This is a genomic window from Brachyspira pilosicoli (assembly GCF_008016535.1).
GTDB lineage: Bacteria > Spirochaetota > Brachyspiria > Brachyspirales > Brachyspiraceae > Brachyspira > Brachyspira pilosicoli_A.
This window is the reverse complement of the sequence record NZ_SAXY01000040.1, coordinates 19,814-46,142: the sequence shown is the minus strand read 5'-3', so window position 1 is coordinate 46,142 and position 26,329 is coordinate 19,814. Positions and strand designations below refer to the sequence as shown.

Below are 26,329 nucleotides of genomic sequence, written 5' to 3'. Positions count from 1 at the left end.
TAAATATATGAAAAAAATTTTATTATTATGTTCAGCAGGAATGTCTACAAGTATGGTTGTTAAAAAGATGAAAGAAGCAGCTGCAAAGAAGAATATTGAAGTAGAAATAGATGCTGTAAGTACTGCAAGATTTAATGAACTTTTAGACAGCTATGATGTATTTTTACTTGGACCGCAAGTTAAACTCCAACTTAAAGAATTCCAAGCAAAAGCTAAAGAGAAAAATAAACCATTAGATGTTATAGATTTTAGAGATTATGGTACAATGAATGGAGAGAAGATATTAGATTTCGCTTTAAATTTATAATTAGCTATATTATCTTTTTTAGATATAAAAAATAAAAATAATTTATTGGAATTAGTACAATGAATAAAATATTTCCTATTATAGAATCAAAATTATTACCTATAGCTGAGAAAATGGCTGTAAATAAACATTTGAATGCAGTAAAAGATGGATTTGTATTTGTTATGCCTTTTATTATAATAAGTTCATTTTTATTGTTAATATTAAATCTTCCATTTACTGATAAAAGTACACCATTTTATTTAGAGTTTTATGCTAATTTTGTAGCAAAATATGGCAGTATTTTAATGCAGCCTTATTATGTGGGAAGTGGTGTTATGGCATTATTTGTAGCTTATGGTATAGGTTATTCTTTATCTAACAGCTATTCATTATCTGCTATAAGAGGAGGACTTTTATCATTATACGCTTTTCTTATTGTTTCTGCTAAATATAGTGTTGTACCTTTGTTAGAAGATGTATCTAAAAAATTCTTTCTAGAAGAAAATTCTAAAGTAGCTATGCTTGATGCAAGATTTTTGAATGCAAAAGGATTATTCATAGCAATTATAGCAGCATTTATATCTGTAGAAATATATAGATTTTTGGTTAATAAAAAATTATATATCTCTTTGCCTGAATCTGTGCCTGAAGGAGTTTCTAAATCTTTTCAGTCTTTAACACCTATATTAGCTGTTACAGTAATTTTCCAAGCTTTTAACATAATTATTAATCATTCAATGTCTATATTAATACCAGAGCTAATATCTAAATTTTTTGAACCTATATTGCATGTTTCTGATAGTTTACCTGCTTTATTATTAATCGTTATATTAATTCACTTAATATGGTTTTCAGGTATACATGCTTCAGTATTAGGTCCTATAGCTTCAACTATAGCTCTTTCTAATTTAGCTATAAATCAAGCAGCTTTACAAGCAGGAGAAGCTATACCTAAAATATGGGCAGGAGATTTTTTAAATTCATTTGCTCATATTGGAGGAGCAGGTTCTACACTTGGATTAGTTATAGCTATGATTATGAGTAAAAATGAACATATAAAATCTATAGGAAAATTAGCTCTTGTTCCTAGTATATTTAATATAAATGAACCTATATTGTTTGGTTTGCCTATAGTAATGAATCCAGTTATAGCAATACCTTTTGTAGGTATTCCAATGCTTAGTGTTATAATAGCATATACTTTTTCTAAATTAAATATAATAGGTAGAATTGTCACTTTAGTTCCTTGGACAACTCCTACACCTATTAGTGTATTTATAGCAACGAATTTTAGTTTTTCAGCGTTTGTATTAAATATATTTTTAATATTTATGTCTTATTTAATATACACACCTTTTGTAAAAATATATGCAAAATCATTGGATTTAAATAAATAATTAAAGGAGAATATAATACTTATGAAAGAATTAGGTATATCAATTTATCCATTTCATTCAGATATGAGTGAAAATAAAAAATATATAGATTTAGCTTCTAAATATGGATTTACAAGATGTTTTATGTGTTTATTATCTGTAGAACATTCGAAGGAAGAAATTATAAAAGAGTTCTCAGAAATTATAAATTATGCTAAAGATAGAGGGATAAAAACAACTTTAGATATTTCCCCAAATGTATTTAATAAATTATCCATATCCTATGATAATCTAGACTTTTTTCACAAATTAGGAGCTTGGGCTATAAGGTTAGATTCAGGGTTTGGAGGAAATCAAGAATCTTTCATGTCATTTAATGAATATAAATTAAAAATAGAAGTGAATATGAGTGATTATACATCATATTTAGATACTGTGATAGATTATTGTTCTAATAAAAATACAATAATGGGATGTCATAATTTTTATCCGCATATTTATACAGGCTTATCTAGAGATTTCTTTACTAAATGTACAGAAAAATTTAAAAAATATTCTATAGAAACATCAGCATTTGTTAATGCCAAAGAAGCGACTTTTGGACCTTGGCCTGTAATAGATGGTATGCCTACTTTAGAAGAGCATAGATTTTTACCTATAGAAATTCAAGCTATAGATTTATTTATGTCAGGAATTGATAATGTTTTTATATCTACTTGTTATGCTAATGAAGATACATTTAAAAAGCTATCAAATATTAATAAAGATATGCTCATATTAAAAGCAGATTTAGTAAGAGATATTCCTAAATTAGAAAAGATAATAGTTACAGAGGAGCTTCATACTAGAAGAATTGATACAAATGACTATATGATTCGTTCTTCAGCATCAAGAGTAAAATATAAAGGAGAAAAATTTAATATATTTAACCCTGTAGAAAATATAAAAAAAGGTGATATTTTAATTGATTCTTCTCAATATGGAAGTTATGCTGGGGAGATGCAAATAGCATTAAAAGATATGAAAAACACAGGAAGAACAAATGTTGTTGGTCATATATGTGATGAATATTTATATTTATTAGATTATATAAAACCTGCACAAAAATTTAGAATTAAAGAATAAAATTATTTTCTATAAATTAATTTGAGCGGGTTTATATGATAATAAATTAATTAATTTTTAGATAGAATATAATTTTACCTATAGCTAATAAAATAGTAAGCAACATGTATTTAAATAATATACAAATTGTTTTTGCTATGCCATTTTTATTGTAGGTTTATTTATAGTTATTCAGTTTGTTATAAAAACATATAATATCTACAATAAATAAAATGCTATAATGATTGTTTTTATAATGACTGTACTTTTGATATTACAATTAATGTTTATAAGGATAAGTTAAAACTATATAAACAAAAATCTTTCCTTATTGAAGTGAGAGGATTGTTGCAGTTTATAAAAACTTTGAACAATTAACTGTAGAAGCAGCAGTTCATGGAGATTATGGTAAAGCACTTCAAGCATTAACTGTTAATCCATTAGTAGTAAGCGGGAGAGTTGCTAAAACTCTACTTGATGAAATAATAAAACAAAATAAAGAATATTTACCGCAATTTTATAAAAATAAATAATTTTATTAGGAGATTTAATATTATGACAGAAGAACAAGAAAAGTTTATGGAAGAGAATGTATTTCCTATTATTAGTTTGGCGGGAGAAAGCAAAAGTTTAGCTTATGAGGCTTTAAGACTTGCTAAAGAAAAAAAGTTCGATGAGGCGGCAGAAAAGATGAAAGAGGCTGATGCTATCATTTTAAAATCCCATGAATTCCAAACAAATTTAATAACAAGGGAAGCGGATGGTGAGAAAATGGACATTACAATGCTATTTGTGCATGCTCAGGACCATTTAATGACTGCTATGAGTGAAAAAAACCTTATAAAAGAGATGATAGATATATTAAAACGTAAATAATTTTTTTAATTTAAAACTATTTTATTTATTTTTTTGTTCAATATTATATAACTATAAGATACAGTTTTAATTAAAGGAATTTTTTATGACATATAAAGAAATAATAGAAGCTGCGAAAGATTGCATGGGGTTTTGTAAGGCTTGTGCTATATGTAATGGCAGAGTATGCAGGGATTGTATGCCTGGACCTGGTGCTAAGGGGATAGGAGATGTTGCTATTAGAAATTATGACAAATGGAGAGAGATAAGACTTAATATGGATACTATAACATCAAATGAAGATGTTGATACTTCTTTTGAGTTATTTGGTAAAAAGTTTAAATATCCTATATTTGCTGGACCTGTTGGTGCTGTTAAACTTCATTATGGCAATAAATATGAGGAAGAAGATTATAATGATATATTAGTAAAATCTTGTGCAGATGCTGGAATTGCAGCTTTCACTGGGGACGGAACTAACCCTAATGTAATGATTGCTGCTACTACTATGATAAAAAAGCAAAATGGTATAGGAATTCCTACTGTAAAGCCTTGGAATATAGATGTGATAAAAGATAAAATGAAACTAGTTGCAGATTCTAATGCTTTTGCTGTTGCTATGGACGTTGATGCTGCTGGACTTCCTTTTTTAAAAAATCTCACTCCAAAGGCAGGAAGTAAAACTGTTGATGAATTAAGGCAAATAAAAGAGATTGCTAACAGACCATTTATAATAAAGGGAATAATGACAGTTAATGGAGCTAAAAAGGCAGTTGAGGCTGGTGCTGATGCTATAATAGTATCAAATCATGGTGGAAGAGTACTTGACCAATGTCCTTCTACTGCTGAAGTTCTGCCTGAGATAGTTGATGCTGTTAAAGGAAAGATTAAAATATTAGTAGATGGCGGTATTAGAAGCGGTGCTGATATATTAAAGGCGCTTGCTATTGGTGCTGACGGTGTTGTTATTGCGAGAACTTTTGTTATAGCTGTTTATGGCGGGGCAGAAGAGGGAGTGAAATCTTATGTTGCTCAATTGGGGGCTGAACTTGAAGATGCTATGACTATGTGTGGGGTTCATGGCTTAAAAGAAATAACTAGAGATATTATAAGATTTTAAATATTTAAAACTCAATATTAAAGATAAATTAAACTTTATATTGAATTTATTTTAATTATATAAAAATATTAACTTATTTATTAAGCAAAACATAACTATATTTGGTATAAAATTTTTTAGTTTATTTAATTTATTATATATTAGTTATAATGTGTAGTATATGTTTTTTTAATTTATTAGGATATTAAAAAAATATTTGAAATTATATATAAATATATAGTTATGTTAATTTGGTTTTTAAAATTAACATAATTCTATTGACATTTATTTAAATTATGTTTAGATTATACAAACATTAAATATCATTGACGAGGGGGATTATAATATGTCAGTACAAGAATTAAAATCAGATAATTTTGAAAGTGCAATATCATCAGATAAGGCAACTTTGGTAGATTTTTTTGCAGAATGGTGCGGACCATGCAAAATGCAGACACCTATTTTGCATAAGGTTGCAGATGCTAATTCTGATAAGATGAATTTTGCTGCTGTAAATGTTGAAGAAGCAGAAGAGATAGCAGCTAAATATGGAGTTCAATCTATACCTACACTTATGGTTTTCAAAAAAGGTGAAATTATTAAGAGAGCTGAAGGAATGAAAAATGAAGCTCAATTAAAAGAATGGCTTCAAGAATATCTATAAAAATAAATTAAAGAAAAATTAAAAAGCCTGATTTTTTTGTAAAATTAAAGAATTAGGCTTTTTTTTTATTTTAAATTAATATATAATCTGTATATGTTTATCTAAGGGGTAGTTATGTTTAGTACAAATAGTATATTAATTGATAGATTGTTTTCAAGATTAAGAACTACAAAAACAGAAGTAAATAAACTCATTAATGAATTATTTTCTAGTATTACTCCATATGTTCTAAACAATAAAGTTTTTTATATGTACGAGTTAGGATATATATATTTAGATAAAAATTATGATATTATATTTAGAAGTGCTGATATATCTTTTGATGCTTCTTTGAATACTATAACAGAAAAATATGATACTGTAAAAAATAGAGCTGTAAAAAAAAAGATATATGAAATGATTTTTGAAAATATTAAACATTTAGTTGATAATGGAGAGAATGTATATATAGAAAATTTCGGCACTTTTTTTCATAGCGATGGTCATATAAACTTTGAGGCAGATAGAGCTTTAGTTTATTTAGTTGAAATGAAGATTCAAGATATAAAAAATAAATATTTGGGATATAATAAACTAATAGATAGATTATCTTCTGCTAAAAAGTATTTGGATAAGAATGTTATTGAAGATGAAATTAATAATCTATTTGAAAATATTACTTCTTTGGTATTAGAAAAGAAAATATTTTTTATTTATGAAGTTGGAAATGTTTTTATTGACAAGAATTATAATATAGCTTTTAGAAGTGCTGATATGGGTTTTGATGCTTCACTTTACAGTATCATATCTAAGATTGATAATGTTAATGATAGATTAGAAAAGAAAAAATTTTTTGAGGCAGTATTTGAAACTATTAGACATTTAGTTGATCATAATGAAAGTGTTTATATAGATAATTTTGGTACTTTTTTCTACAATAAAGGATATGTTGCTTTTACTGCTGATGTTGTTTTTATTAATAGGGTTAATAATAAATTCTTTAATGAAAGAGCCGCGATTAGTGAGAAGCAATTAGAAATGAAAGATTACAGCACAGATGAATTATTAGATATGTCAAATATTTCTGATAAAGAAACAACTGATGAAAAAAAAAAAACAAAGAACAATTTTTTTATATTAAAAATAGCAGCAGTGATAATTATTATTATTGCTGTTATAATTATGTTTCTTTTGAATGTTAATAACAATGGAAGTAACAATGTGGATAATGAAAAGTTATCTGATATAGTAAATGGATATTTCACAAATGTTAAAACAGCTAATTTATCTTATACTGTATCAAACAATATGTATTATTGGGATATAGCTAAAGAGGTATATGGAAATTCTACCTATTGGCCTGTTATATCTGCTTATAATAAATACGATATAATTACTCCAATAAAAAAAGGCAGCAGAGTAACTTATAAATTACTTCCTCAATTTTCTAATATAGATGAGTTAAAAACATTCGAAAATAGTTTATCAAAATCTTTTATTAAAGTTTATCCTGTTTTACAAAATGGCAAAAAATATAATCATGCTATGTGGTCATTAAAATTAGCTGCCTATTATGATATAAGAGTTTTTAAAGATAATACTAATTCAATACCTAATGAAACATATACAAAAATATTATCAGAACATTCGGGATTTAATGATTTATTATATAAAATGAATAGATATAATAAAATTACTAAAAATCCTATATCTTCATTTATAGAGATAATTAAAGATAATGTAAAATATAGAAAATAAGGATAGCAGATGAAAGTAGTAACAACAGAAGAAGTAATAAATATAGATAAGAAAACAATAGAAAAGATTCCTTCTATACTTTTGATGGAGCATGTAGCTTTAGATATATTTAATTTATTATATGAGAGATATGCCGAAACACTTGATAATCATTTTGTGCATATATTTTCATCTGTTGGAGGCAATGGCGGAGATGGTTTTGCTGTTGCTAGGTATTTAATAAAAAATGGATATAATGTAAATGTTTATATTACTGGTAATTTAGATAAAGTTAATAAAGACACTTATGCTAATTTCAATATATTAAAATCTATGAATGTTGAAATAAAGTATTTGGGAAGTGAAGAGAATGTTTATGAAGCTATTGATTTGATAGAAGAAAATGATATAGTTTTAGATTCATTATTTGGTACGGGGGGAAGAAGACCATTAGGAGGTATACAAAAACTTTTAGTAGATAAGTTAAATGAATTAAATATTATAAGAATAGCTATAGACATACCTTCTGGATTATATTCAAAGATTGATGATAGTTCTAATAGTTGTTTTAAGGCTGATGAAACTTATACTGTATGTTTTGCTAAAGACATTATGTTTTTATACAATACTAGAGAATATATTGGGGATTTATTTATAATAAAATCAATATTTCCAGAGAGTATATTAAATGAAACTCCTTATATTGCTAATTTAATAGATTATGATGAGAATATAGAAATAGTAAGAAATGCTTTTTATTCTAAGAGAGAGCAGGGAAAACTTGCCATAGTATGCGGAAGTTATGAATACACAGGAGCTTGCATACTATCTGCAAAGGCCGCTTATAGGAGTGGGGTAGGATACATTAGGCTTTATGTTCCTAAGGCGATATTAGAAATTGTTAGAAATGCTGTAATGATAGAGATGCCTGAGATTGTTGTTATAGGTGTTGGGGAATATGATAATAAATATTTTACAGCAGATGATTTACATATTGCAGAAGATATAAATAAAAGTGATGCTTGTATAATAGGCTCTGGTATTGGAAGAGATATGTCAACTGAAGTTTTTATTAATTCTATAGTAAAAAGAATAAATATTCCAACAGTTGTTGATGCTGATGCTTTATATTTGATGTTTCAAAGTACTTTATCAGAATTGGGTAATAACTTTTTACTTACTCCTCATATTTATGAGTTTGAAAAACTTATGGGCATTAATCATATAGAAACCTTAACTAATCCATATAATGTTTTAAAAAAGTTTAGAGAAAGCACTAATGCTAATATAATATTAAAAGATGCTGTTAGTTTTTTGATGAATGATGATGATATATATATAAATTATAATCCTACAGTTTCTATGGGCAAAGCTGGAATGGGAGATGTATTAGCTGGTTTTGTTGGAGCCTTTTTAGCACGTAAATTAAAAATGCTTGAAGCTTCAAAGTTAGCATTAATATTACAATCAAAAAGTTTTTTAGAGGCTAGCAAAAAATTAGGCAATGATTCTGTTCAGGCAAAAGATGTTGCTTATTTTCAATCAAAAATATTAAAGAGGATGATGTAAATTGGCAAGAGAGGTATATGACCCAAAAAAACCAGAATTAGAGTTTTACAATACTAAACCTCCGCACACTCCAAAAATGCCTAAAATACCAAGAAGTTCAAATGTATTTTCTAAAAGATGGTTTATGCTTCTTTATGGAGGATTTCTCACTATTGTAGTAGTATTATTCTTTGCAAATAGGGCGGGGCTATTTGATAATATAGAGTTTTTTAGAAAGTTTAGAGCTCCTATCACTACTAAAATTAATAATATAGATTCTAATAACAATGAAGTTGTAGTAGCTACCATAGAAGTTAATAATTTTAATTATACAAATTCAAATACAATAGAAGAATTAAAAGCTAGTGTATCGTTATATAATAATAAAGAGCTTATCTTTACAGGCAATGACAAGTTTTATAATGTAATGTTTCCAGTAGGTCAGCGTATTGGTTTTAGAATGCCTTTTGATAAGAATTATTGGAAAAAAGCAGATAGAATGTTGATAGTTTTAAATATAGATGATAATTTCATACACAGCAATTTTGTGAGAATAAGAAGATAGCAATTTTTGGTACACACCTAAACAACTATATTTTTCAATATATATATTTTTTTTGGTTCTTTTTGCTGCGGGAAAAAGAACAACAAAAAATTGATAGAAAATAATAGTTTTAATATACACTAATAATTATTAACTTTCTTATTTTAATTATTTGCAGGGCTTTGCCCTTAACGAAGTACACACCGTGCAGCACCCCACTTCTTTTGCGACCGAAGGAAGTGCCTGTGGTAGCGACCCAAAGAAGCAAAAAGACTGCATTTCTTAGCTTAAAATGTTGGTATTATTTTATATTAATACATATTCCAAATATACAAAGCTAAAAATATATACAACAAAACATACTCGTTTAGATATACTTTAAAAATAAAAAACGGAGCTTTAAAAACTCCGTTATAAAAAAGGTATTTATGTTTAATTAAATCTTATCTCTTATTTAGATTTTTTTCTTAATCTGTCCATAGGGCTAATAATATCAGTTACACGAACACCGAAGTTTTCATCAATAACTACAACCTCACCCTTAGCGATTAATTTTCCATTAACAAGCAAATCCACAGGCTCACCAGCTAACTTTTGAAGCTCAATTATAGAACCTTCACCAAGACCTAAAATATCTTTAATAGTCATAGTAGCTCTTCCAAGTTCAACAGTCATATTCATAGTAACGTCCATAAGCAGACCGATGTTACCAGTACCTTGAACATCAGAAGCAGGCATTAAAGAATTAAATTCAGCATGTTGTACGCCAAGTTGTTTAGTGGCATCATTAGCTTGAGCATTATTATTACTGTTTGCAGCCGAAGCATTTGCATTAGAAGCAGTTTTTGAAGCATTTGCTAAAATAGCTTGTAAAACAGGCAATTCAAAAGCAAATATATAAGGAGCGTTATCTATTTCTCCATCTATACTTAGAGATGCATTTACTATAGCTAAAGGTCCAGCAATATTTATAGAAGCAGCATCATCTAATACGCTAGTTTCTACAGGAGCATTAGTAAAGTTTCCTCCAAACTTAGAAGTTAAAGCACTATCAGAAACACCAATCATTTGAGAGAAAGCTTCTTTTAATACTTGAGCTACCATATCATTTAAATCTGTTTCAGCCTGACCAGTCATAAGAGAAGCTATAGTTAAAGCCTCTTTTTCATCCATAAAATAATAAACATTACCATTAGCTGAGCCAGTGTATGATACTTTTGCCTCTATTACTTTACCAGAAAGCATTTGATGCAAATTACTTACATCTCCAACAGTTGTAGTAATATTTGTGATGGACACAGTCTTTGTAGAAATAGAAGATAATGAATAAGCTTGATTATCTGCTATGATTTTCGCTGCTTCATTGAAAAGCTGCTTATCTACATTATTGCCGTTTCCAGCAGATGCTGAAGCACTATCAGTGCCGCCAAAAGCCTCTTCACTTCCTTTAAGCAAAGCTTCTATTTCATCTTGAGATAATGCACCGTCACTCATCATAACCTTAATCCTCCTCTTTTAATAAATCATCTTCGGTGATATCAGTTTCTCCATCCATAACACCAGTAAGCTGTACAGCCATTCTGCTTCCAGATATACCCGGACGGCATAAGAATTTCTTCATAGTGCCAATCTTGAATATCACAGGGTCAGTAATCTTAGTTTCTGTAAACTTAACAACATCACCCTTTTGCAAATTAAGAATGTCTGATAATGGTAATTGTATAGAACCAAGTTCAGCCGAAGTTTCAACATATATATTTTGTAATTTTTCTTTAATAATTTTTAAGTTTTCACTAGTACTTCCTCTTCTTACAGAAGCATACCAATATTGAGCAGAGAATTTAGAAAGTATAGGCTCAATAGTGATATAAGGTATACAAAAGTTCATCATACCTTCAACATCAGCAACCTTTGTCTCTAAAGTAATAAGTACAACCATGTCATTAGGGCTAACCATTTGAGCAAACTGTGGGTTAGTTTCTATAGAACCCAAACGCGGTCTTAAGTCTATCACCTGAGACCAAGCCTCTCTTAAGTTACCTAATATTCTTACTATAATACCTTCCATAACAGACAACTCAATATCTGTTAATTCTCTATTTAAGTTTTTAGGACTCTCTCCAGCTCCGCCAAACAACCTATCTATAATAGTAAAAGTAATAGATGGGTCAATCTCTAAAATAGAACTTCCTTTCAAAGGGTCCATACTCACAATGGCCAAAGTAGATGGATTACTTACACTTCTTATAAACTCTTCATAAGTAAGCTGATCTACACTTGCTACGTGTATACCTACTAAAGTTCTTAATTGAGCTGATAATGAAGTTGTAGTAACACGTGCAAAGTTTTCATGCATCATTTGAAGCGTTCTTATCTGGTCTTTAGAGAATTTGTCAGGACGCTTAAAGTCATAAATCTTAATCTTTCTATGCTCTACTTCTACATGTTTGGTATCAATATTATCTAACACTTCGCCAGATGATATAGCACTTAATAATGCGTCTATTTCACTTTGTGACAATACTTCTGTCATACTATTATCCTTATACTTTATTTTAACTCATTAACTCAACAAGAAACTATCAAATAATATATCATCTATTTGTCCATTTTTTAACATACTGTTTATTTCACGTTTAATATCAGCTTTTAGTTGCTCTCTTCCTTCATTAGTTCTTAATTGGTCATAAGTATAAGAACTTATCAAAGAATATATTCTATCTCTTATCATATATCCTCTTTCTGGAAGTTCTACTGCTAATTGCTTAACATTAGCAGTGTAAGTCAATACTATGCTTACTCTTACAAATCTTGCAACATCCATATCAGCAGTATTAACATTAAACTCTGGAGTAATAGGGAAATATGTTGGAGGCGGCTGTTTAATCATTCCGTCTACCACACCAGCATTTACTCCTGCTGCTCTTCCTACGCTCTTAGAAACAAAAAATGCTATAAGTCCAGATATTAAAGCAACTACTAAAATGGCAGCTGCTATCATTAGTATTTTTATTATCATCGGGCTTAAAGTGAATTTTTTCTTTGCTGGAGCTTCGTTTTGTTCCTCTTCTTCGCCTTCTTCTAATTCTAAGTTTTCTTCTTCTGCCATATAAATTTCCTCGCTTAAATTAATATGTTTGTTTTCAATATTATATAACAGTAAAATAAATAATCAACTCTTATGTTAACTTTGTTATTACTGTATCTACATTAAAAATCGGTAAACTAAAAAAATACTTAACATATTTTTTTTTGTAAAATGTAAAAATTATTATATTGATTTTTTTTACTTTAATATTATAATCAAAAGTGTGTTTTTAACAAAGATAAATAAAGGGGTTATATTGATGAGAGTTTTATTAAAAGCTGAAGATTATGAAAAAGTACTTCCAAGACTTGCTGCTGAAGTAATTGAGAAAGAAAATATGGATAAACTTTCTATTGTGGGTATAAGAAGAAGAGGCGATTATTTGGCTGTAAGACTTAAAAAACTTATAGAAGAGAAAATAAATATAGATATACCTATAGGTGCTATTGATATTAACCTCTATAGAGATGATTTATCTACTTTATCAGAATTCCCTGAAATTAAAGAAACTGACATACCTTTTGATATTACAGGAAAAACTGTTCTTCTTGTAGATGATGTACTTTATACAGGCAGAACTATTAGAGCTGCTTTAAATGCTTTATTTGAATATGGCAGACCTCAAAGAGTTGTTTTACTTGTATTAGTTGATAGATTTGGAAGAGAGCTTCCTATATCTGCAAATTATGTTGGACTTGCATTAAATGTTCCTGCTGATCAGTATATATCTGTAAGAATGAAAGAATTAGAAGGCGAGGATATAGTTTTACTTAAAGATAAGGCTTAATCGTCAAATTTTCTGCTTAAAGATGAGTAAAGATCATAAAACTCTGTTTTAGAAAAATCTTTTAAATATTCAGCTGGCATCTTTTCTAGTATTTTTTTGAAGTATGAGAATAGTTTTTTAAATTTATTCATTTCACTTTCTGAAAGTAAAAGATCATTTTTGCCGCAATATGTCATTTCATTATTATTATTATTGCTATTTTCTTCAGCTTCAAACATCTTTATAGCAAAATCTAAATCTAATTGACTTATTTCTCCGTCAAAATCTTCATTTGGATTGTATTCTGTATTTTCTTTTTTATCTATATCTTCATTAAGGCTAAATTCATCTTCCACTTTTACATTTGTTTCTATATTATTTTTTTCTGTTTCATATAATTCTTTTTCTTCAGCCATTATATTTTCCTTTGTTAGAAGTTTATCTGTTTCATCATATTCTTCAACAGATTTCTTATTAGTATTATTACTCTTTTTATTATCTATATGTATAAGTTCATGACCATCTTCATCACTTTGTCCTGATATAAGACGTTCCATAATACTTAAATCGGAATCTTTTATTTTGTTAACAGCATTTAATTCCATAATTTCATTTAATTTTTCTAAATTATTTTCAACAATTTCTTCTAATTCTTCATCATTGCCTATTAAAGTATTATCATCTATTACTACTTCTTCTTTATCATCTATATTTTCTTCTATTTCATCATCGCCTATTAGAGTGTTGTCATCTATTTTAGCTTCTTCTATTTCATCATCGCCTATTAGAGTATTATCATCAATTTTAGTTTCTTCTGTCTCATCATCACCTATTAAAATGTTGTCTTCTATTTTAGTATCAGTTTCGTCATCGCCTATTAGAGTATTATCATCAATTTTAGTTTCTTCTGTCTCGTCATCACCTATTAAAATGTTGTCTTCTATTTTAGTATCTGTTTCGTCATCGCCTATTAGAGTATTATCATCAATTTTATTTTGTTCTGTCTCATCATCGCCTATTAGAGTGTTGTCATCTATTTTAGCTTCTTCTATTTCATCATCGCCTATTAGAGTATTATCATCAATTTTAGTTTCTTCTGTCTCGTCATCACCTATTAAAATGTTGTCATCTATTATTAGTTCTTCTGCTTCATCATCGCCTATTAAAATGTTATCGTCTATTTTAGTATCAGTTTCATCATCGCCTATTAAAATGTTGTCGTCTATTTTAGTATCAGTTTCGTCATCGCCTATTAAAGTATTATCATCTATTACTACTTCTTCTTTATCATCTATATTTTCTTCTATTTCATCATCGCCTATTAGAGTATTGTCATCTATTGTTAGTTCTTCAGTTTCGTCATCACCTATTAAAATGTTGTCATCTATTATTAGTTCTTCTGCTTCATCATCGCCTATTAGAGTATTGTCGTCTATTGCAGATTCATCTATATTTTCAACTTTTTTTTTAATTAGTTTTTCGTTTTTTTTTTCCTCTTCTTCTATGTATTCTGCATTCATTTGCTTTAATTTAGCCAAAAAGTCATTGCTTTCTTTTTCTTCTTCTTTAGCTTGTTCTTCTTTTTTATCCTCTTCTTCCTTTTTATATTCCTCATTCATTTTCTTTAATTTAGCCAAAAAGTCATTGCTTTCTTTTTCTTCTTCTTTAGTTTGCTCTTCTTTTTTATCCTCTTCTTCCTTTTTATATTCCTCATTCATTTGCTTTAATTTAGCCAAAAAGTCATTGCTTTCTTTTTCTTCTTCTTTAGTTTGCTCTTCTTTTTTATCCTCTTCTTCCTTTTTATATTCCTCATTCATTTTCTTTAATTTAGCTAAAAAGTCATTGCTTTCTTTTTCTTCTTCTTTAGCTTGTTCTTCTTTTTTAGCCTCTTCTATTATTATTTTAGTTCTTTCTTGAATATCTTGAACTAATTCTACATTATTATTTATTTCTTCTGTATCTGATGTATTAGATAAATTATTAGTTGTTATAATTTCTTCTGCAGAATTATCAGAACTGTTATTCTCTATATAAGCTTTATACATTAATTCTTCTTCATCTGTTAAATAATCTATTTCAGATTCATCTTTATCTATGTAATTTTTGTACATATTTATTTCTTCATCTGTAAGTTCATTAATATCTTCTTTGTTAATATCTTTTGAATTATCAATATTTTCTGAAGTATTTATGTATTCTTTACCTTCTATATAGCTTTTATACATATCTATCTCTTCATTAGAAAGCTCATTATCTTCTAATTCATTATTTTCTATATAGTCCTTATACATATTTACTTCTTCATCTGTAAGTTCATATGCTTCATTATTACTTTCATCTAATATCTGATTGTTATATATATTATTTTCTTCATCAGATAATTCATATATTTCTAATTCTTCTATATCTTTTTTTATTTTATTCATATCATACTCTTTATTATTATTATTTATATATTTATATTCAATATTTTCATCTTTAGTTATTAAATCAAGTTCGTTTCCAGACAATTCTATAATATCATCTTGATTATTATTTTCATTAATATAATTTGACTCATCTATATAATCAACATCATCAATATCAGGAACATCAATATTATGAATATTTTCTTCAATGATGTTATCAGTATTATCTTCTATATTATCATTATTATTAATATTATTATTTTCTTCAACAATTTCTACTACATCATCATCGTTTTCTAAAACATTATTTTCAGCATATTCAATATTCTCTATTTCAGCTAAACCCTGCGATACTATATCAGCTATATCATTATTATTGTTTTCTATATCTTCTGTATTTTCTAAGTTTTCAACTAAATCATCTAATTTTTCTAATTCATCAATTACTTCATTATCTATTTCATTATTTACAGAAGAGTCATCAATATTTTCTTTAGTTTCTGTATTTTCTAAATCAATATTACTTTCATAGCTTTCAGATTCTAAATAATTATTTAAAACATTATTTATCTCATCATTAACAGTGGTTTCAAAAGTATTGTCATTTTCTTCAATAATGTTATCAGTATTATCTTCTATATTCTCATTATTTTCATTAATATTATTATCTTCTTCAACAATTTCTACTACATCATTATCATTTTCTAAAGCATTACTTTCAGCATATTCAAGATTCTCTATTTCAGCTAAACCTTGAGATACTATATCAGCTATATCATTATTATTGTTTTCTATATCTTCTGCGTTTTCTAAGTCTTCAACTAAATCATCTAATTTTTCTAACTCATCAATTACTTCATTATCTATTTCATTATTTACAGAAGAGTCATCAATATTTTCTTTAGTTTCTGTATTTTCTAAATCAATATTACTTTCATAGCTTTCAGATTCTAAATAATTATTTAAAACATTATTTATCTCATCATTAACAGTGGTTTCAAAAGTGTTATTATCATTTTCTTCAATTGTGTAAGTGTTGTCTTCAGTACTTTCATCATTAATATTGTTATTCTCTTCAACAATTTCTACTACGCTTGTTTCATTTTCTAAAGAATTATTTTCAGAACTTTCATCTGCAGCAGTATCTTCATTATTTATAATATTTTCTTCAGTATTATTATTTGATGCCTCTTCTGTATTAATTTCACTATTAGCAAAGAAACTCTCTAAATTAAAATCATCAACATCATTTATAGCATTCAAATCATCTTCAGATATTCCAACATTGCTTTCTATTTCATTATATGCTCTATTTTCTTCTTCTGTGTATGCCTCTATACTTTCATTGTTAATATCATTGTCTGTTATATTATTTTCTTCAAAACTTTCATCTGTATCAATACTCTCTTCGCTATTGATAGTATTTGTTTCAGTGATGTTATTTTCTTCTATACTATTAGATGCACTATCAGCAAAAAAGCTCTCCAAATTAAAATCATCAACACTGCCTATCGCATTCAACTCATCTTCAGATATTCCAATATTGCTCTCTATTTCATTGTATGCTCTATTTTCTTCTTCCGTATATGCTGATATAGTTTCATCATTATTTACACTTTGAAAATGACTCTCCAAATTAAAATCATCAACATCACTTATAGCATTCAAATCATCTTCAGATATTCCAACATTGCTTTCTATTTCATTATATGCCTGATTCTCTTCTTCTGTATAAGCATCTACAGTTTCTTGATTATTATTTTCTGCTTCTATATTTTCATCTGCTGTAGAAGTTATATTATCATCTATTATAGAGCTGTGTATAGTAGGCGATTCAATACCTATAGCTACAGTAGGAAAATTGTTTTCATTAATTTCTATATTTTTATCTATAAGAGAATCTATATCATATTCATCGAGAGAGATATCATTATTATCATCAAAAATATTTGAATTATTTAATTTCAATTTTATCTCCCTTCAGTATTTTTTTTAATGCTGTAATACTTAGTTGGTATATTTATAATTATATCATTTGTAATCGGCATATTGTAATCTAATCCTTCAGGCAAATATCCTCTTTCTGTAATTCCGCCGGCTGATTCAATAAGTTCAGCAAAAGAAGAACCATATTCGCAAAAATATACACCTGAATGTCTTACAGCACCATTCATAGTTACTTTTATATATCTTTTAGTATTGGTATCATTATTATAAAAAGTATTAATTATAATACCAAATAAAAAAACCAATAAAATAAAAGATAGACAAATAATTTTTTCTTTCATTTCTATTTATAAAAATAAATTATAATACTTTATACTATTAATGATATCATTATTTCTATATAAGGTCAAGAAATTATAAATTTAATCTTCAAATAATAAATATATATTTTTAGAGTCATAATGTACAGATTTATAGTATATTATCCAATCTGTAAGATTTTCTATGCTATGCATTCCTCTGTCGCCTTCATGCATATTCAAATCTTTATAAGGCTCATTTATTAATGTAGCATCAAAATATCCATCATCAGTAAAATCATGAACCTCAAACCATAAATGCTCTAAATCATTAGGGTCTTCGTCTTCTCTGGCATAACCTAATTTTACTAAAAACGAAATATCCTCATCTTTCTTTTTCTTTGTTAATAGCTCTATAAAATATTCTATTTTTTCAAAAGCAGCTTCTCTCATTATAGCAGTTTCAAAATTGCTAAGCATAAAAATAGGATTATCTGTAAGTTTATCTTTATAGTAGTCCATAGTATGGTAATTTCCTTTTTCATCTACAGCTACTAATACACCAGAAGGAGTGTTATGTATATTATCATTTCTGTCTTTATAGCTTCCAGAAAAATCTTTGTCAATATTAAGTTTTTCTAAAGCCTCCTGCCAAGGAAGCCAGCAAACACTAACACCATAAGCAGGAGTAAATTTAAAACCTTTTTCAGGAACGCCTCTTTCTATAAATAGTTTTGCTGCAGTGTTTAATAATTCTCCATAATGAGCATTAGAATCCTCAACTCCAACAATTTCTAATTCTATTACACCTGCTCTGTATAACCCATGCGTATGAAACCAATATTCTACTTTGTTAGGGTCTTTATCATCATCATATATAGCATGAATAGTATAGAGATAGTCTAATGAAGGCAAAAGAGAGAATGTAGCAGTATATGCAAGCCAATCTCCAGAACGTGCTGTAGAACAAGACATATCTAAAAATAATGAAGCATCTGCTACTATGCTGTTTAATAATTGTAATTGTCTTTGATAGTCTGTAAGAGGATAATTTTGAAATACTGTTGATATATGTACGGCGTAATTTACTTCTAAAGCCTCTTTATAATTTTCTTCTTTTATTGTATTAACTGAGAATATTTCAGGTACATTTTGAGTTACGGTTTTTGCATCTATTAATGCTATGTAGAATGTAAGCTCATCGTTTTGTTTTATGTTATCATCATGGCTGCCGCAAGAGCATTGATGTTCTTCTTCATGGTGATGTCCGCATGAGCATTGATGTTCTTCGCTGTGGCTATGAGAGCAAGAGCATTCATTTTCTTCGCTGCCGTTATCGCATTCTTTATTATTGCAATCACTGCAGTCATCGCAGTCATCATATTCTTCTATATATTCTGCTTTTAATATAATTTCCCATTTAGAGTTTTCTCTTATATAATTTTCTTTTTCTACTTCTTTTAATTCTGTAACTATAAAGCTGTTTTCTTCTGCTAAAATATCTTTAAGCTCATCTATAGTTACATTATGGTCATATTCTTTAGAAAATACAGCCGCCATCCAAGATTCTAATCTATGTTCCTTATTTGAAAATACATTATATAGTTTTTCATTATAATCCATATTTTGCTAAACCTCTTAAAAAATAATACTATATGATAAAATAAAAAATATTTTTTTGCAATTATAAATATATTTATTAATTTTTTACTATTAAATTGTTATTTTTGATTGAAATATTTTTTAATATGATTATAATAATATATATACTAATAATTTTTTGGGGGCATATTATGAAAATATTATTTTTAGTTTTGTTCTTTTTATTTACGTCTTTGTCCTGCAAACAAAATCCGAGAAGTGTGTTATCTTCTCCCCCTAAAATTGAGGAAGGAATAACAAATAATAATACAGGCAGCAGCAATACAAACAGCGGGGGTAATAATGATTTAAATTCTGGTTATGGTTATTATGATGTTTTGATACTTGGAGATAATGGAACTATTATAACAAACCAATATAAAATATCAGATACTGATAAATTGCTTGAAGCTTATTCTAATATGATAATAGATTCTCAAAGCGGAAAAGCTCGATTTGAATTATCTAAAAATGACAATAAAGAAACTTATACTTTTGATAAGGATTTGAATCTTATAAAAAAAGAAGCAAATAAAAATGCAGGAACAACAACAGCTAGAAATAAGCAATTTAGAGGTGTTTGTTTAGTAATAATATACCCTGATGCTACAGATGCTGCACCTGCTATAAAAACTGCTAATTCTTCATTATTAGGAAATTATACTATAGCAGGGATTTATAGAGAAGAAGAAAACAGCACCGCAGGGGGTGCTGTTACCAGAGCTATGACAAAATCTGAAAATTTCCAAAACGCTGGATTTGATGAGCTTATTATATTAAGACCCGATGAACTGACAACTGATGCTAGCACTAAAAATACTAATTATAGAGCAGATATATTGTTTAATGATGCTCAGTGGATAAGTTTCTACAATTACGACCCTGATAGAACTTTTGAAAAACAAAATACTAATTATAACTTTGTAAAAGCTACACCATAAAAAAATATTATAATATTTAGGTATCTATATATAAAATAAACCCATTTACTAAATATTAAACAAGGGGCTTAAGCCCCTTGTTATGATATGGTGTAATTTATATTCATTAGATTAACAAATTGGGTGTATTTAGTATATAATTACCAATATTTATGTATTGACTTTTTATTATTTTTTTATATGTTGATATTTTATATGTTGATATTATAATTATATTATGTTATTATAGTGTAATAATAAGAAAAATAGGTACTATGGATATGGCATGAAAATAATATCTGGGAGATTTATCTCAAAATCTGAGCTGCGTAATAAGATACTTAAGGATGTGCTGTTAGTATTTCTGTTTATATCTGTATCAGGGTTTGTATATTTTCAAATGCGAAGCCCAGTGCCTGTAAAGTTTCTTTTTAAGTCTCTTTTTCAAGATGTAAAAAACAGCGTAGTAGAGGAATATTCAAAAATATATTACCCCACCTACTATTTTTCTATGCAAATGACGCCTATATTTGATATAATCAATCAAGCTCCGGATGTTTATAAGGTTTTAATAACTAATTTTTTTCCAAAGCATACTTTTATAGAAAAAGCAGCTATGCAGTTTGGAGACAGTTATATGTCTATTACTAAATCAGGTAATGGTTATAAGGTTCAGGGTACTATTGCCGCGAATAATATGCAAAAATATTCTGCAATACCAATGGAGCAGCTTAGTATAGACTCTTTTTATGTAAAAGACGGCAAGCCTTATATACATTTAATTTATATTGCAAGTGAGAATGTTGCTTTTGAATATATTTCAGAGTTTAATGTAAAGTTTGATAATTTAGACATAAAAAATATGAATAATATATATGCTTATTTAGTTACAGGAAACAGCAGAATAATTTTCCCTATATCTTTGTCTAATACCAATGAAAACACTATGGATTTTGTTGAAATAGCGGATATGCTTAATTATGAATTTCAAAAAAATGAAAATGAAGATATAGCCAAAGTAGTTTATAATAATAAGCATTATTGGGGTTATAAGGGTAATTTTAGTGTATCAGAAAATAAAGTTGAAATAGGAATTATAATTCCAGAAAAATCTTTGATAAATAAAATACAAGTACCTATTATACTTTTCTTTGTTATATTTATACTTCTTACAATAGGATTAATAGTAATGTTTTCTGCTCATTATGTAAGGATAATAGAAGATTTGAGAAACAATCATATGAATATTAAAAACATTATAAAAGAGGGCGAAAGTACAAATATAGAGTTTAAGTCAACTTTAAGATATGACAGCAATACAGAAAAGATAAATAAATCTTTAGAAGAAGTGATAATGAAGTCCATTGCGGCATTTGCTAACACAGAAGGAGGAAGACTTTTTATAGGAATTACTAATGACGGAGAAATTATAGGTCTTGACCATGATTATTCCACTTTAAAACAGCCTAATAAAGATTTCTTTGAGCTTCATCTTAGAACTTTAGTTGAAACCTATTACGGCAATGCTTTTTCTGCTGAAAATATTAGAATAGACTTTGTTGAAGAAGAAGGAAAAGACATATGTATTGTTTATATAAGTAAAAGCAGAGAACCTGTATATAGTAAGATTACCAATAAACAAGGTCTTAAAGAGGAAAAATTCTTTATTAGAGTTGGCAATTCATCTCGGGAAATAGCAAATGCTAGCGAAATCATAGCCTATATTAACAAGCATTTCAAAAAGTTATAATACTATAACAAAATGTTTGACTAATTTAAAAAAATACAATATAATAATGATTACTAATAAAAAGGGAGTTCTATTATGTCAAATAATATATATGATTCTATTGTTATAGGAGGCGGTCCTGCTGGTCTTTCTGCTTTGCTTTATTTGGGAAGAGCTTTAACTAATTCTTTGCTTATAGAGAAAAAAGGTATTGGCGGACAGATGATGAGTACTGATACTGTTGAAAATTATTTAGGTTTTCCAGAGGAGATGACTTCTTTTGAACTTGTTGACAGAATGCAAAGGCATGCTGAAAAATTTTCTAAGAACCCTATAGTTTATGATGATGTAACAAAAATAGAAAATATTAAAGATAAAATAAAAACAATACATACTGCAGACGGAAAAACTTATCAGACCAAAACGATAATACTTGCTATGGGTGGATTTTCCAAGAAATTAGGCACTAAGGGTGAAGAAGAGTTTGCTGGAAGGGGTGTTTCATATTGTGCTACTTGTGATGGAGCTTTTTACAGAAACAAAACTGTTGCTGTAGTTGGAGGAGGAAACAGTGCTTTTGATGAGGCTTATTTCCTTACTAGATTCGTTAAGAAAATATATTTAGTTCATAGAAGAAAAGAGTTTAGAGCTGATGCTATCAATATAGAACATTTAACTAATACTGGCAAAGTAGAATATGTTTTAGACAGTGTGATAGATGAGATTTGCGGAGACGGAAAAGTTACTAATATAAAAATAAAAAATGTATTAGATAATTCTATACATGAACAAGCTGTAGACGGCGTATTTGTATTTGTGGGACAAGAGCCTGCTACTGGCATATTAAAAGATACTGGTCTTGCTATGAAAGAAAGCGGACATATTATAGTTGATATGGCTACTATGGCTGCTAATATAGACGGAGTTTTTGCTTGCGGAGATTCTGTATTTAAGCCTGTAAGACAGGTTGCTAATGCTGTGGGCGAGGGTGCAGTGGCAGCTGTGAGAGTTACTGAGTATTTATCTCATCTTTAATTTTTAAAAATGCTTGACAAAAATATTTATTGATATAGAATTAATTTTATAATCAATAGGACTTTAATAAAAGAGTGTTGGTTTTATCTCCCACAAGGGAAAAACTGACTCTCTTTTTTTGTTAACATTTAGTATTATGAGCGAAAAAAACAATAGAAGACCGCAGAGGCAAAAAGAATACGGCAGAGATGCTAAAAAGAAAAAAGTTAAGCCCATTAAAAAAGATGAAGTTAAAGTAATAGACCAAGAGCTGCTTTTTGAGAATGCTAAAAAATTAATAGAAAAGCATAATATTTATTTATTAGATTTGAAAGTGCTTGCGGTTAAAGATAATAAAAAAGTTTATGCTGTTATATTTAAGAAAAAAGAGAGTGTTTCACATAATCATTGTATTGAAGCAACAAGAGTAATTCAAGAAGTAATAAAAAATAATGGTTATGATGAGGGTGATTATACTATTACTGTATCTTCTGCTGGGTTTAGATGGAAATTTGATGATAATTATGAGCTTTTTGAGGATATGCCTATAAAGATTAAATACAAGATAGATGATGACAATTATATTACTACTACGGCTATATTAAAAGAAGCTAAAGATGATTATATTATTATAAAGAATGATGATAATGTTGATATAAAGATATTAAAATCTAATATTATAAAAACTAGATTAAATTGCTAGTAAAAAACAAAAATGGAGAATTAATTATGTTTGAAAATGTTGGTACTTATTTGCAAATTCTATCTGAAGAAAAAGATATAAGTATTGATTTGCTTAAAGAGGTTGTAGAATCTGTTATGATTTTGGCTTTAAAAAAGAAATATGGAGATAATGTAAACTTTCACATTAATTTTGATAATAATAATAATCCTACAGTATATAGAGGAGTTAATGTTGTTGAAGAGGTAAAAGATGACAGAAAAGAGATATCTTTAGAAGAGGCTAAGAAACTTGACAGCGATATTAACTTGGGTGATGAGGTTTTAATATTGGTTGATCATGTTGGAGATTTTGGAAGAATAGAGAGCACTGCTGCTAAAACTACTTTTTTTCAAAAGATTTCTGAGCTTGAAAAAAATATTATATATAATGAATTCAAAAGAAGAGAAAATCAATTAGTAAATGGATATTTCCAAAGAGAAAACAGAGGCAATATATATGTGAATTTAGGTAAGACTGAAGGTGTTTTACTAAAAAAAGATTTATCTCCAAGAGAGCATTATTCTGCAGGAGATAGAATAAGGGCATATATATATAAAGTAGAAAATGATAGATCAGGACATCCTACTATATATTTAACTAGAACTAAAGCTGATTTTATTAAGAAATTATTTGAATTAGAGATTCCAGAGATTGCTGATGGAACTATAGAGATAAAGAATGTTGTAAGACAGCCGGGATTAAAAATAAAAATAGCAGTAGTATCAAACAAGCCTGAAGTTGATCCAATAGGAGCTTGTATTGGACAGAAGGGTATAAGAATACAGGCTATTATAAAAGAGATTGAAGGTGAAAAGATTGATGTTCTAAAATGGTCTAAAGATATTAGAGAGTATATTGCAGAGGCTATTGCACCTGCTAAACCTACTAGAATAATTATTACAGACCCTGATAAAAAAGAGGCTATGATTATTATACCTGATGATCAATTATCTCTTGCTTTGGGAAGAAGCGGATATAATGTAAGATTGGCTTCTCAGCTTACTGGTTATACTTTTGACCTTAAAACAGAAACTGATATTAAAGAAAATCCTGAATTATTAAAAGACATAGTTCCTTTAAATCAAATATTTGCTGAAAATGTTGAAGAGAATGTTGAAAATGAAGAGGCTATAGCTAATACAGAAGATACTCAAGAGGCAGCAGTAAGTAATTTATATTCATTAACTGATATAGATAAAGATATAATAAAAACACTTATTGACGGCGGCATTAATTCTATAGAAGAGCTTTATGGAATGGATGCTAATACTATTATAGAAAAAACTAATCTTGATGAAGAAACTGTTAATAATATAATAAATATTCTTAAAGAAGTTGTAAGTGTTGTAGAAGAGACTGATGAGAACTATGAAGGAATTGCAGAAGAGGTTGTTGAAGAGATAGAAGTTTATGAATGTCCTAATTGCGGTTCTAGTATTACTGAAGATATGACTAAGTGTCCTAAATGCGGCATTGAGCTTTCTTTTGAATAATTTATATGGCAAACAGCTGCAAAGTTTGTTCTTCCAATCATTATAAAAAAATTGGAGAAATTAAAAATATTTGGAGAGAGTATAAAGATGTTTATCAATGTGATGAATGTTCTTTATACTTTATAGATTCTCCAACCGATGAAGAGATTAACTCATTATACAAAAATGAATATCATAATAATATAAAAAATAAATTATTTGAAATAGCTAAAAGCAAGATGCGTTATGCTAGAAGTTTATCTCAATTTAATTTTATTAAACAAACTATAGATTTGAAAAACAAAGATATATGCGAGATTGGTGCTTTTGACGGATTATTATTAAGTTTATTTAAGAAAAATAATAATAATGTTTTTGGGTATGAGCTTAATGATGATGCTAGAGTTTATGCCAAAAAAAAATATGATATTGATTTGAAAGAAAACTTTTTGGAGAGTAAATCTAAATATGACATTATAATACTTTCACATGTAATAGAGCATTTTAGAGAGCCTAAAGAGATATTAATAAAAATAAAAAGTATGCTCAAAGAAAATGGATTTATATATATAGAAGTACCTAATTCTCCTATGCCTAATGAATGCTCTTACAATATGCTTATGAGGTATCTTAATACAGAGCATATTGTTAATTTTAATATGGATAATTTGCTTAAATTTGTAGAAAGTGTCAATTTAAAAATAGTAAGAAGTGAATATAATAATTATAACATTAGTATAGACAATAAAAATTTAAGAATAAGCCTATTAGAAGGCTCTTTACCTAATTTTAGTAATTATTTTAACTTTTCTTTGTTTGCTCTAAAAACATTAATTATACCAAATTCAACTTTTATTGATTATAAAGGTAAGGCTAATAAATGGTCTTATGGAGAGAACATTAGATTAATAGCAAAAATATAAAATAAAAAAATATATACTGAGAATTTTTAAGTTTGTCAAAATATAGTTTTTAAGTTTTTATTTGTTGTGGCTTTTCCCCCTGCGAAGCGTGCCCTTAGGGTACACGCCCCCAGTTCTTCTTGCGACCTTAGGAAGTCCTTCAGGGCGACCTTAGGAAGTCCTTCAGGGCGACCTTAGGAAGTGCCCTTGTGGTATGACCAAAA

General features: G+C 27.9%; 23 protein-coding genes. 17 read left to right on the top strand and 6 right to left on the bottom strand.

All coding sequences use genetic code 11. The features are described 5' to 3' along the window. The first annotated feature begins 7 nt into the window (after positions 1-7). From EPJ72_RS06205 to EPJ72_RS06160, 10 genes are all read left to right on the top strand, one after another. Entirely contained in the window at positions 8-307 is a 300-nt protein-coding gene (locus tag EPJ72_RS06205) for a PTS sugar transporter subunit IIB (RefSeq protein WP_147731333.1), read from the top strand. A gap of 59 nt (positions 308-366) precedes the next feature. Beyond that, positions 367-1,686: a PTS sugar transporter subunit IIC gene (locus EPJ72_RS06200; protein ID WP_147731332.1), complete on the top strand. Its 1,320-nt coding sequence runs from the start codon at positions 367-369 to the stop codon at positions 1,684-1,686. 21 nt (positions 1,687-1,707) lie between these two features. Continuing rightward, positions 1,708-2,790, top strand: a complete 1,083-nt coding sequence (locus tag EPJ72_RS06195) for a DUF871 domain-containing protein (RefSeq protein WP_147731331.1) — start codon at positions 1,708-1,710, stop codon at positions 2,788-2,790. Positions 2,791-3,113: 323 nt separating this feature from the next. Continuing rightward, entirely contained in the window at positions 3,114-3,302 is a 189-nt protein-coding gene (locus EPJ72_RS06190) for a hypothetical protein (RefSeq protein ID WP_277871915.1), read from the top strand. Between the two features lie 22 nt (positions 3,303-3,324). Beyond that, the gene (locus EPJ72_RS06185) at positions 3,325-3,645 is read left to right on the top strand and encodes a PTS lactose/cellobiose transporter subunit IIA (RefSeq protein ID WP_147731330.1); all 321 of its coding nucleotides are present in this window, start codon (positions 3,325-3,327) and stop codon (positions 3,643-3,645) included. An 85-nt stretch (positions 3,646-3,730) separates the two neighbouring features. Next, the gene (locus tag EPJ72_RS06180; protein WP_147731329.1) at positions 3,731-4,744 is read left to right on the top strand and encodes an alpha-hydroxy-acid oxidizing protein; all 1,014 of its coding nucleotides are present in this window, start codon (positions 3,731-3,733) and stop codon (positions 4,742-4,744) included. 325 nt (positions 4,745-5,069) lie between these two features. Beyond that, entirely contained in the window at positions 5,070-5,387 is a 318-nt protein-coding gene (gene trxA, locus EPJ72_RS06175) for a thioredoxin (RefSeq protein ID WP_147731328.1), read from the top strand. A 114-nt stretch (positions 5,388-5,501) separates the two neighbouring features. Continuing rightward, the gene (locus EPJ72_RS06170; RefSeq protein ID WP_147731327.1) at positions 5,502-7,124 is read left to right on the top strand and encodes a hypothetical protein; all 1,623 of its coding nucleotides are present in this window, start codon (positions 5,502-5,504) and stop codon (positions 7,122-7,124) included. A 9-nt stretch (positions 7,125-7,133) separates the two neighbouring features. Next, a complete protein-coding gene (locus tag EPJ72_RS06165) occupies positions 7,134-8,672 on the top strand; it encodes an NAD(P)H-hydrate dehydratase (protein WP_147731326.1) in 1,539 nt (512 codons plus the stop codon). 1 nt (position 8,673) lies between these two features. Continuing rightward, positions 8,674-9,216 (top strand): hypothetical protein, encoded by a 543-nt coding sequence (locus tag EPJ72_RS06160; RefSeq protein WP_147731325.1) that lies wholly within the window; start codon positions 8,674-8,676, stop codon positions 9,214-9,216. 429 nt (positions 9,217-9,645) lie between these two features. Here the strand turns inward: EPJ72_RS06160 and fliN are convergent, their stop codons facing one another. From fliN to EPJ72_RS06145, 3 genes are read right to left on the bottom strand one after another with little or no spacing between them, the layout of a single operon-like run. Then, positions 9,646-10,692, bottom strand: a complete 1,047-nt coding sequence (fliN, locus tag EPJ72_RS06155) for a flagellar motor switch protein FliN (protein WP_147731324.1) — start codon at positions 10,690-10,692, stop codon at positions 9,646-9,648. 4 nt (positions 10,693-10,696) lie between these two features. Then, entirely contained in the window at positions 10,697-11,728 is a 1,032-nt protein-coding gene (gene fliM / locus EPJ72_RS06150; RefSeq protein ID WP_147731323.1) for a flagellar motor switch protein FliM, read from the bottom strand. Between the two features lie 30 nt (positions 11,729-11,758). Then, complete coding sequence (locus tag EPJ72_RS06145) at positions 11,759-12,304, bottom strand: flagellar basal body-associated FliL family protein (protein ID WP_147731322.1); 546 nt, start codon at positions 12,302-12,304, stop codon at positions 11,759-11,761. Positions 12,305-12,542: 238 nt separating this feature from the next. Here EPJ72_RS06145 and pyrR point away from each other — a divergent pair, with 238 nt between their 5' ends. After that, on the top strand, positions 12,543-13,070 hold the full coding sequence (gene pyrR, locus EPJ72_RS06140; RefSeq protein ID WP_147731321.1) for a bifunctional pyr operon transcriptional regulator/uracil phosphoribosyltransferase PyrR: 528 nt from the start codon (positions 12,543-12,545) through the stop codon (positions 13,068-13,070). Here the strand turns inward: pyrR and EPJ72_RS06135 are convergent. From EPJ72_RS06135 to EPJ72_RS06125, 3 genes are all read right to left on the bottom strand, one after another. Then, positions 13,067-17,425: a hypothetical protein gene (locus EPJ72_RS06135; RefSeq protein WP_199749269.1), complete on the bottom strand. Its 4,359-nt coding sequence runs from the start codon at positions 17,423-17,425 to the stop codon at positions 13,067-13,069. The two genes, pyrR and EPJ72_RS06135, sit on opposite strands and share 4 nt — an antisense overlap. Positions 17,426-17,427: 2 nt before the next feature. Further along, a complete protein-coding gene (locus EPJ72_RS06130; RefSeq protein ID WP_147731320.1) occupies positions 17,428-17,745 on the bottom strand; it encodes a hypothetical protein in 318 nt (105 codons plus the stop codon). Positions 17,746-17,826: 81 nt separating this feature from the next. Beyond that, complete coding sequence (locus EPJ72_RS06125) at positions 17,827-19,326, bottom strand: DUF4026 domain-containing protein (protein WP_147731319.1); 1,500 nt, start codon at positions 19,324-19,326, stop codon at positions 17,827-17,829. Positions 19,327-19,496: 170 nt separating this feature from the next. Here EPJ72_RS06125 and EPJ72_RS06120 point away from each other — a divergent pair, with 170 nt between their 5' ends. From EPJ72_RS06120 to EPJ72_RS06095, 6 genes are all read left to right on the top strand, one after another. Further along, positions 19,497-20,285, top strand: coding sequence for a hypothetical protein (locus EPJ72_RS06120; protein WP_147731318.1), 789 nt, complete (start codon positions 19,497-19,499; stop codon positions 20,283-20,285). 265 nt (positions 20,286-20,550) lie between these two features. Beyond that, the gene (locus EPJ72_RS06115; protein ID WP_147731317.1) at positions 20,551-22,014 is read left to right on the top strand and encodes an AlbA family DNA-binding domain-containing protein; all 1,464 of its coding nucleotides are present in this window, start codon (positions 20,551-20,553) and stop codon (positions 22,012-22,014) included. A 75-nt stretch (positions 22,015-22,089) separates the two neighbouring features. Then, positions 22,090-23,028: an NAD(P)/FAD-dependent oxidoreductase gene (locus tag EPJ72_RS06110; protein ID WP_147731316.1), complete on the top strand. Its 939-nt coding sequence runs from the start codon at positions 22,090-22,092 to the stop codon at positions 23,026-23,028. Positions 23,029-23,164: 136 nt separating this feature from the next. Next, positions 23,165-23,710, top strand: coding sequence for a ribosome assembly cofactor RimP (locus EPJ72_RS06105; RefSeq protein WP_147731315.1), 546 nt, complete (start codon positions 23,165-23,167; stop codon positions 23,708-23,710). Positions 23,711-23,736: 26 nt separating this feature from the next. Next, positions 23,737-25,224 carry a transcription termination factor NusA gene (gene nusA / locus EPJ72_RS06100; protein WP_147731314.1) on the top strand — a complete coding sequence of 496 codons (1,488 nt, stop codon included), beginning with the start codon at positions 23,737-23,739 and terminating at the stop codon, positions 25,222-25,224. A gap of 5 nt (positions 25,225-25,229) precedes the next feature. Beyond that, positions 25,230-26,126 carry a class I SAM-dependent methyltransferase gene (locus EPJ72_RS06095; RefSeq protein ID WP_147731313.1) on the top strand — a complete coding sequence of 299 codons (897 nt, stop codon included), beginning with the start codon at positions 25,230-25,232 and terminating at the stop codon, positions 26,124-26,126. Positions 26,127-26,329 lie beyond the last annotated feature (203 nt).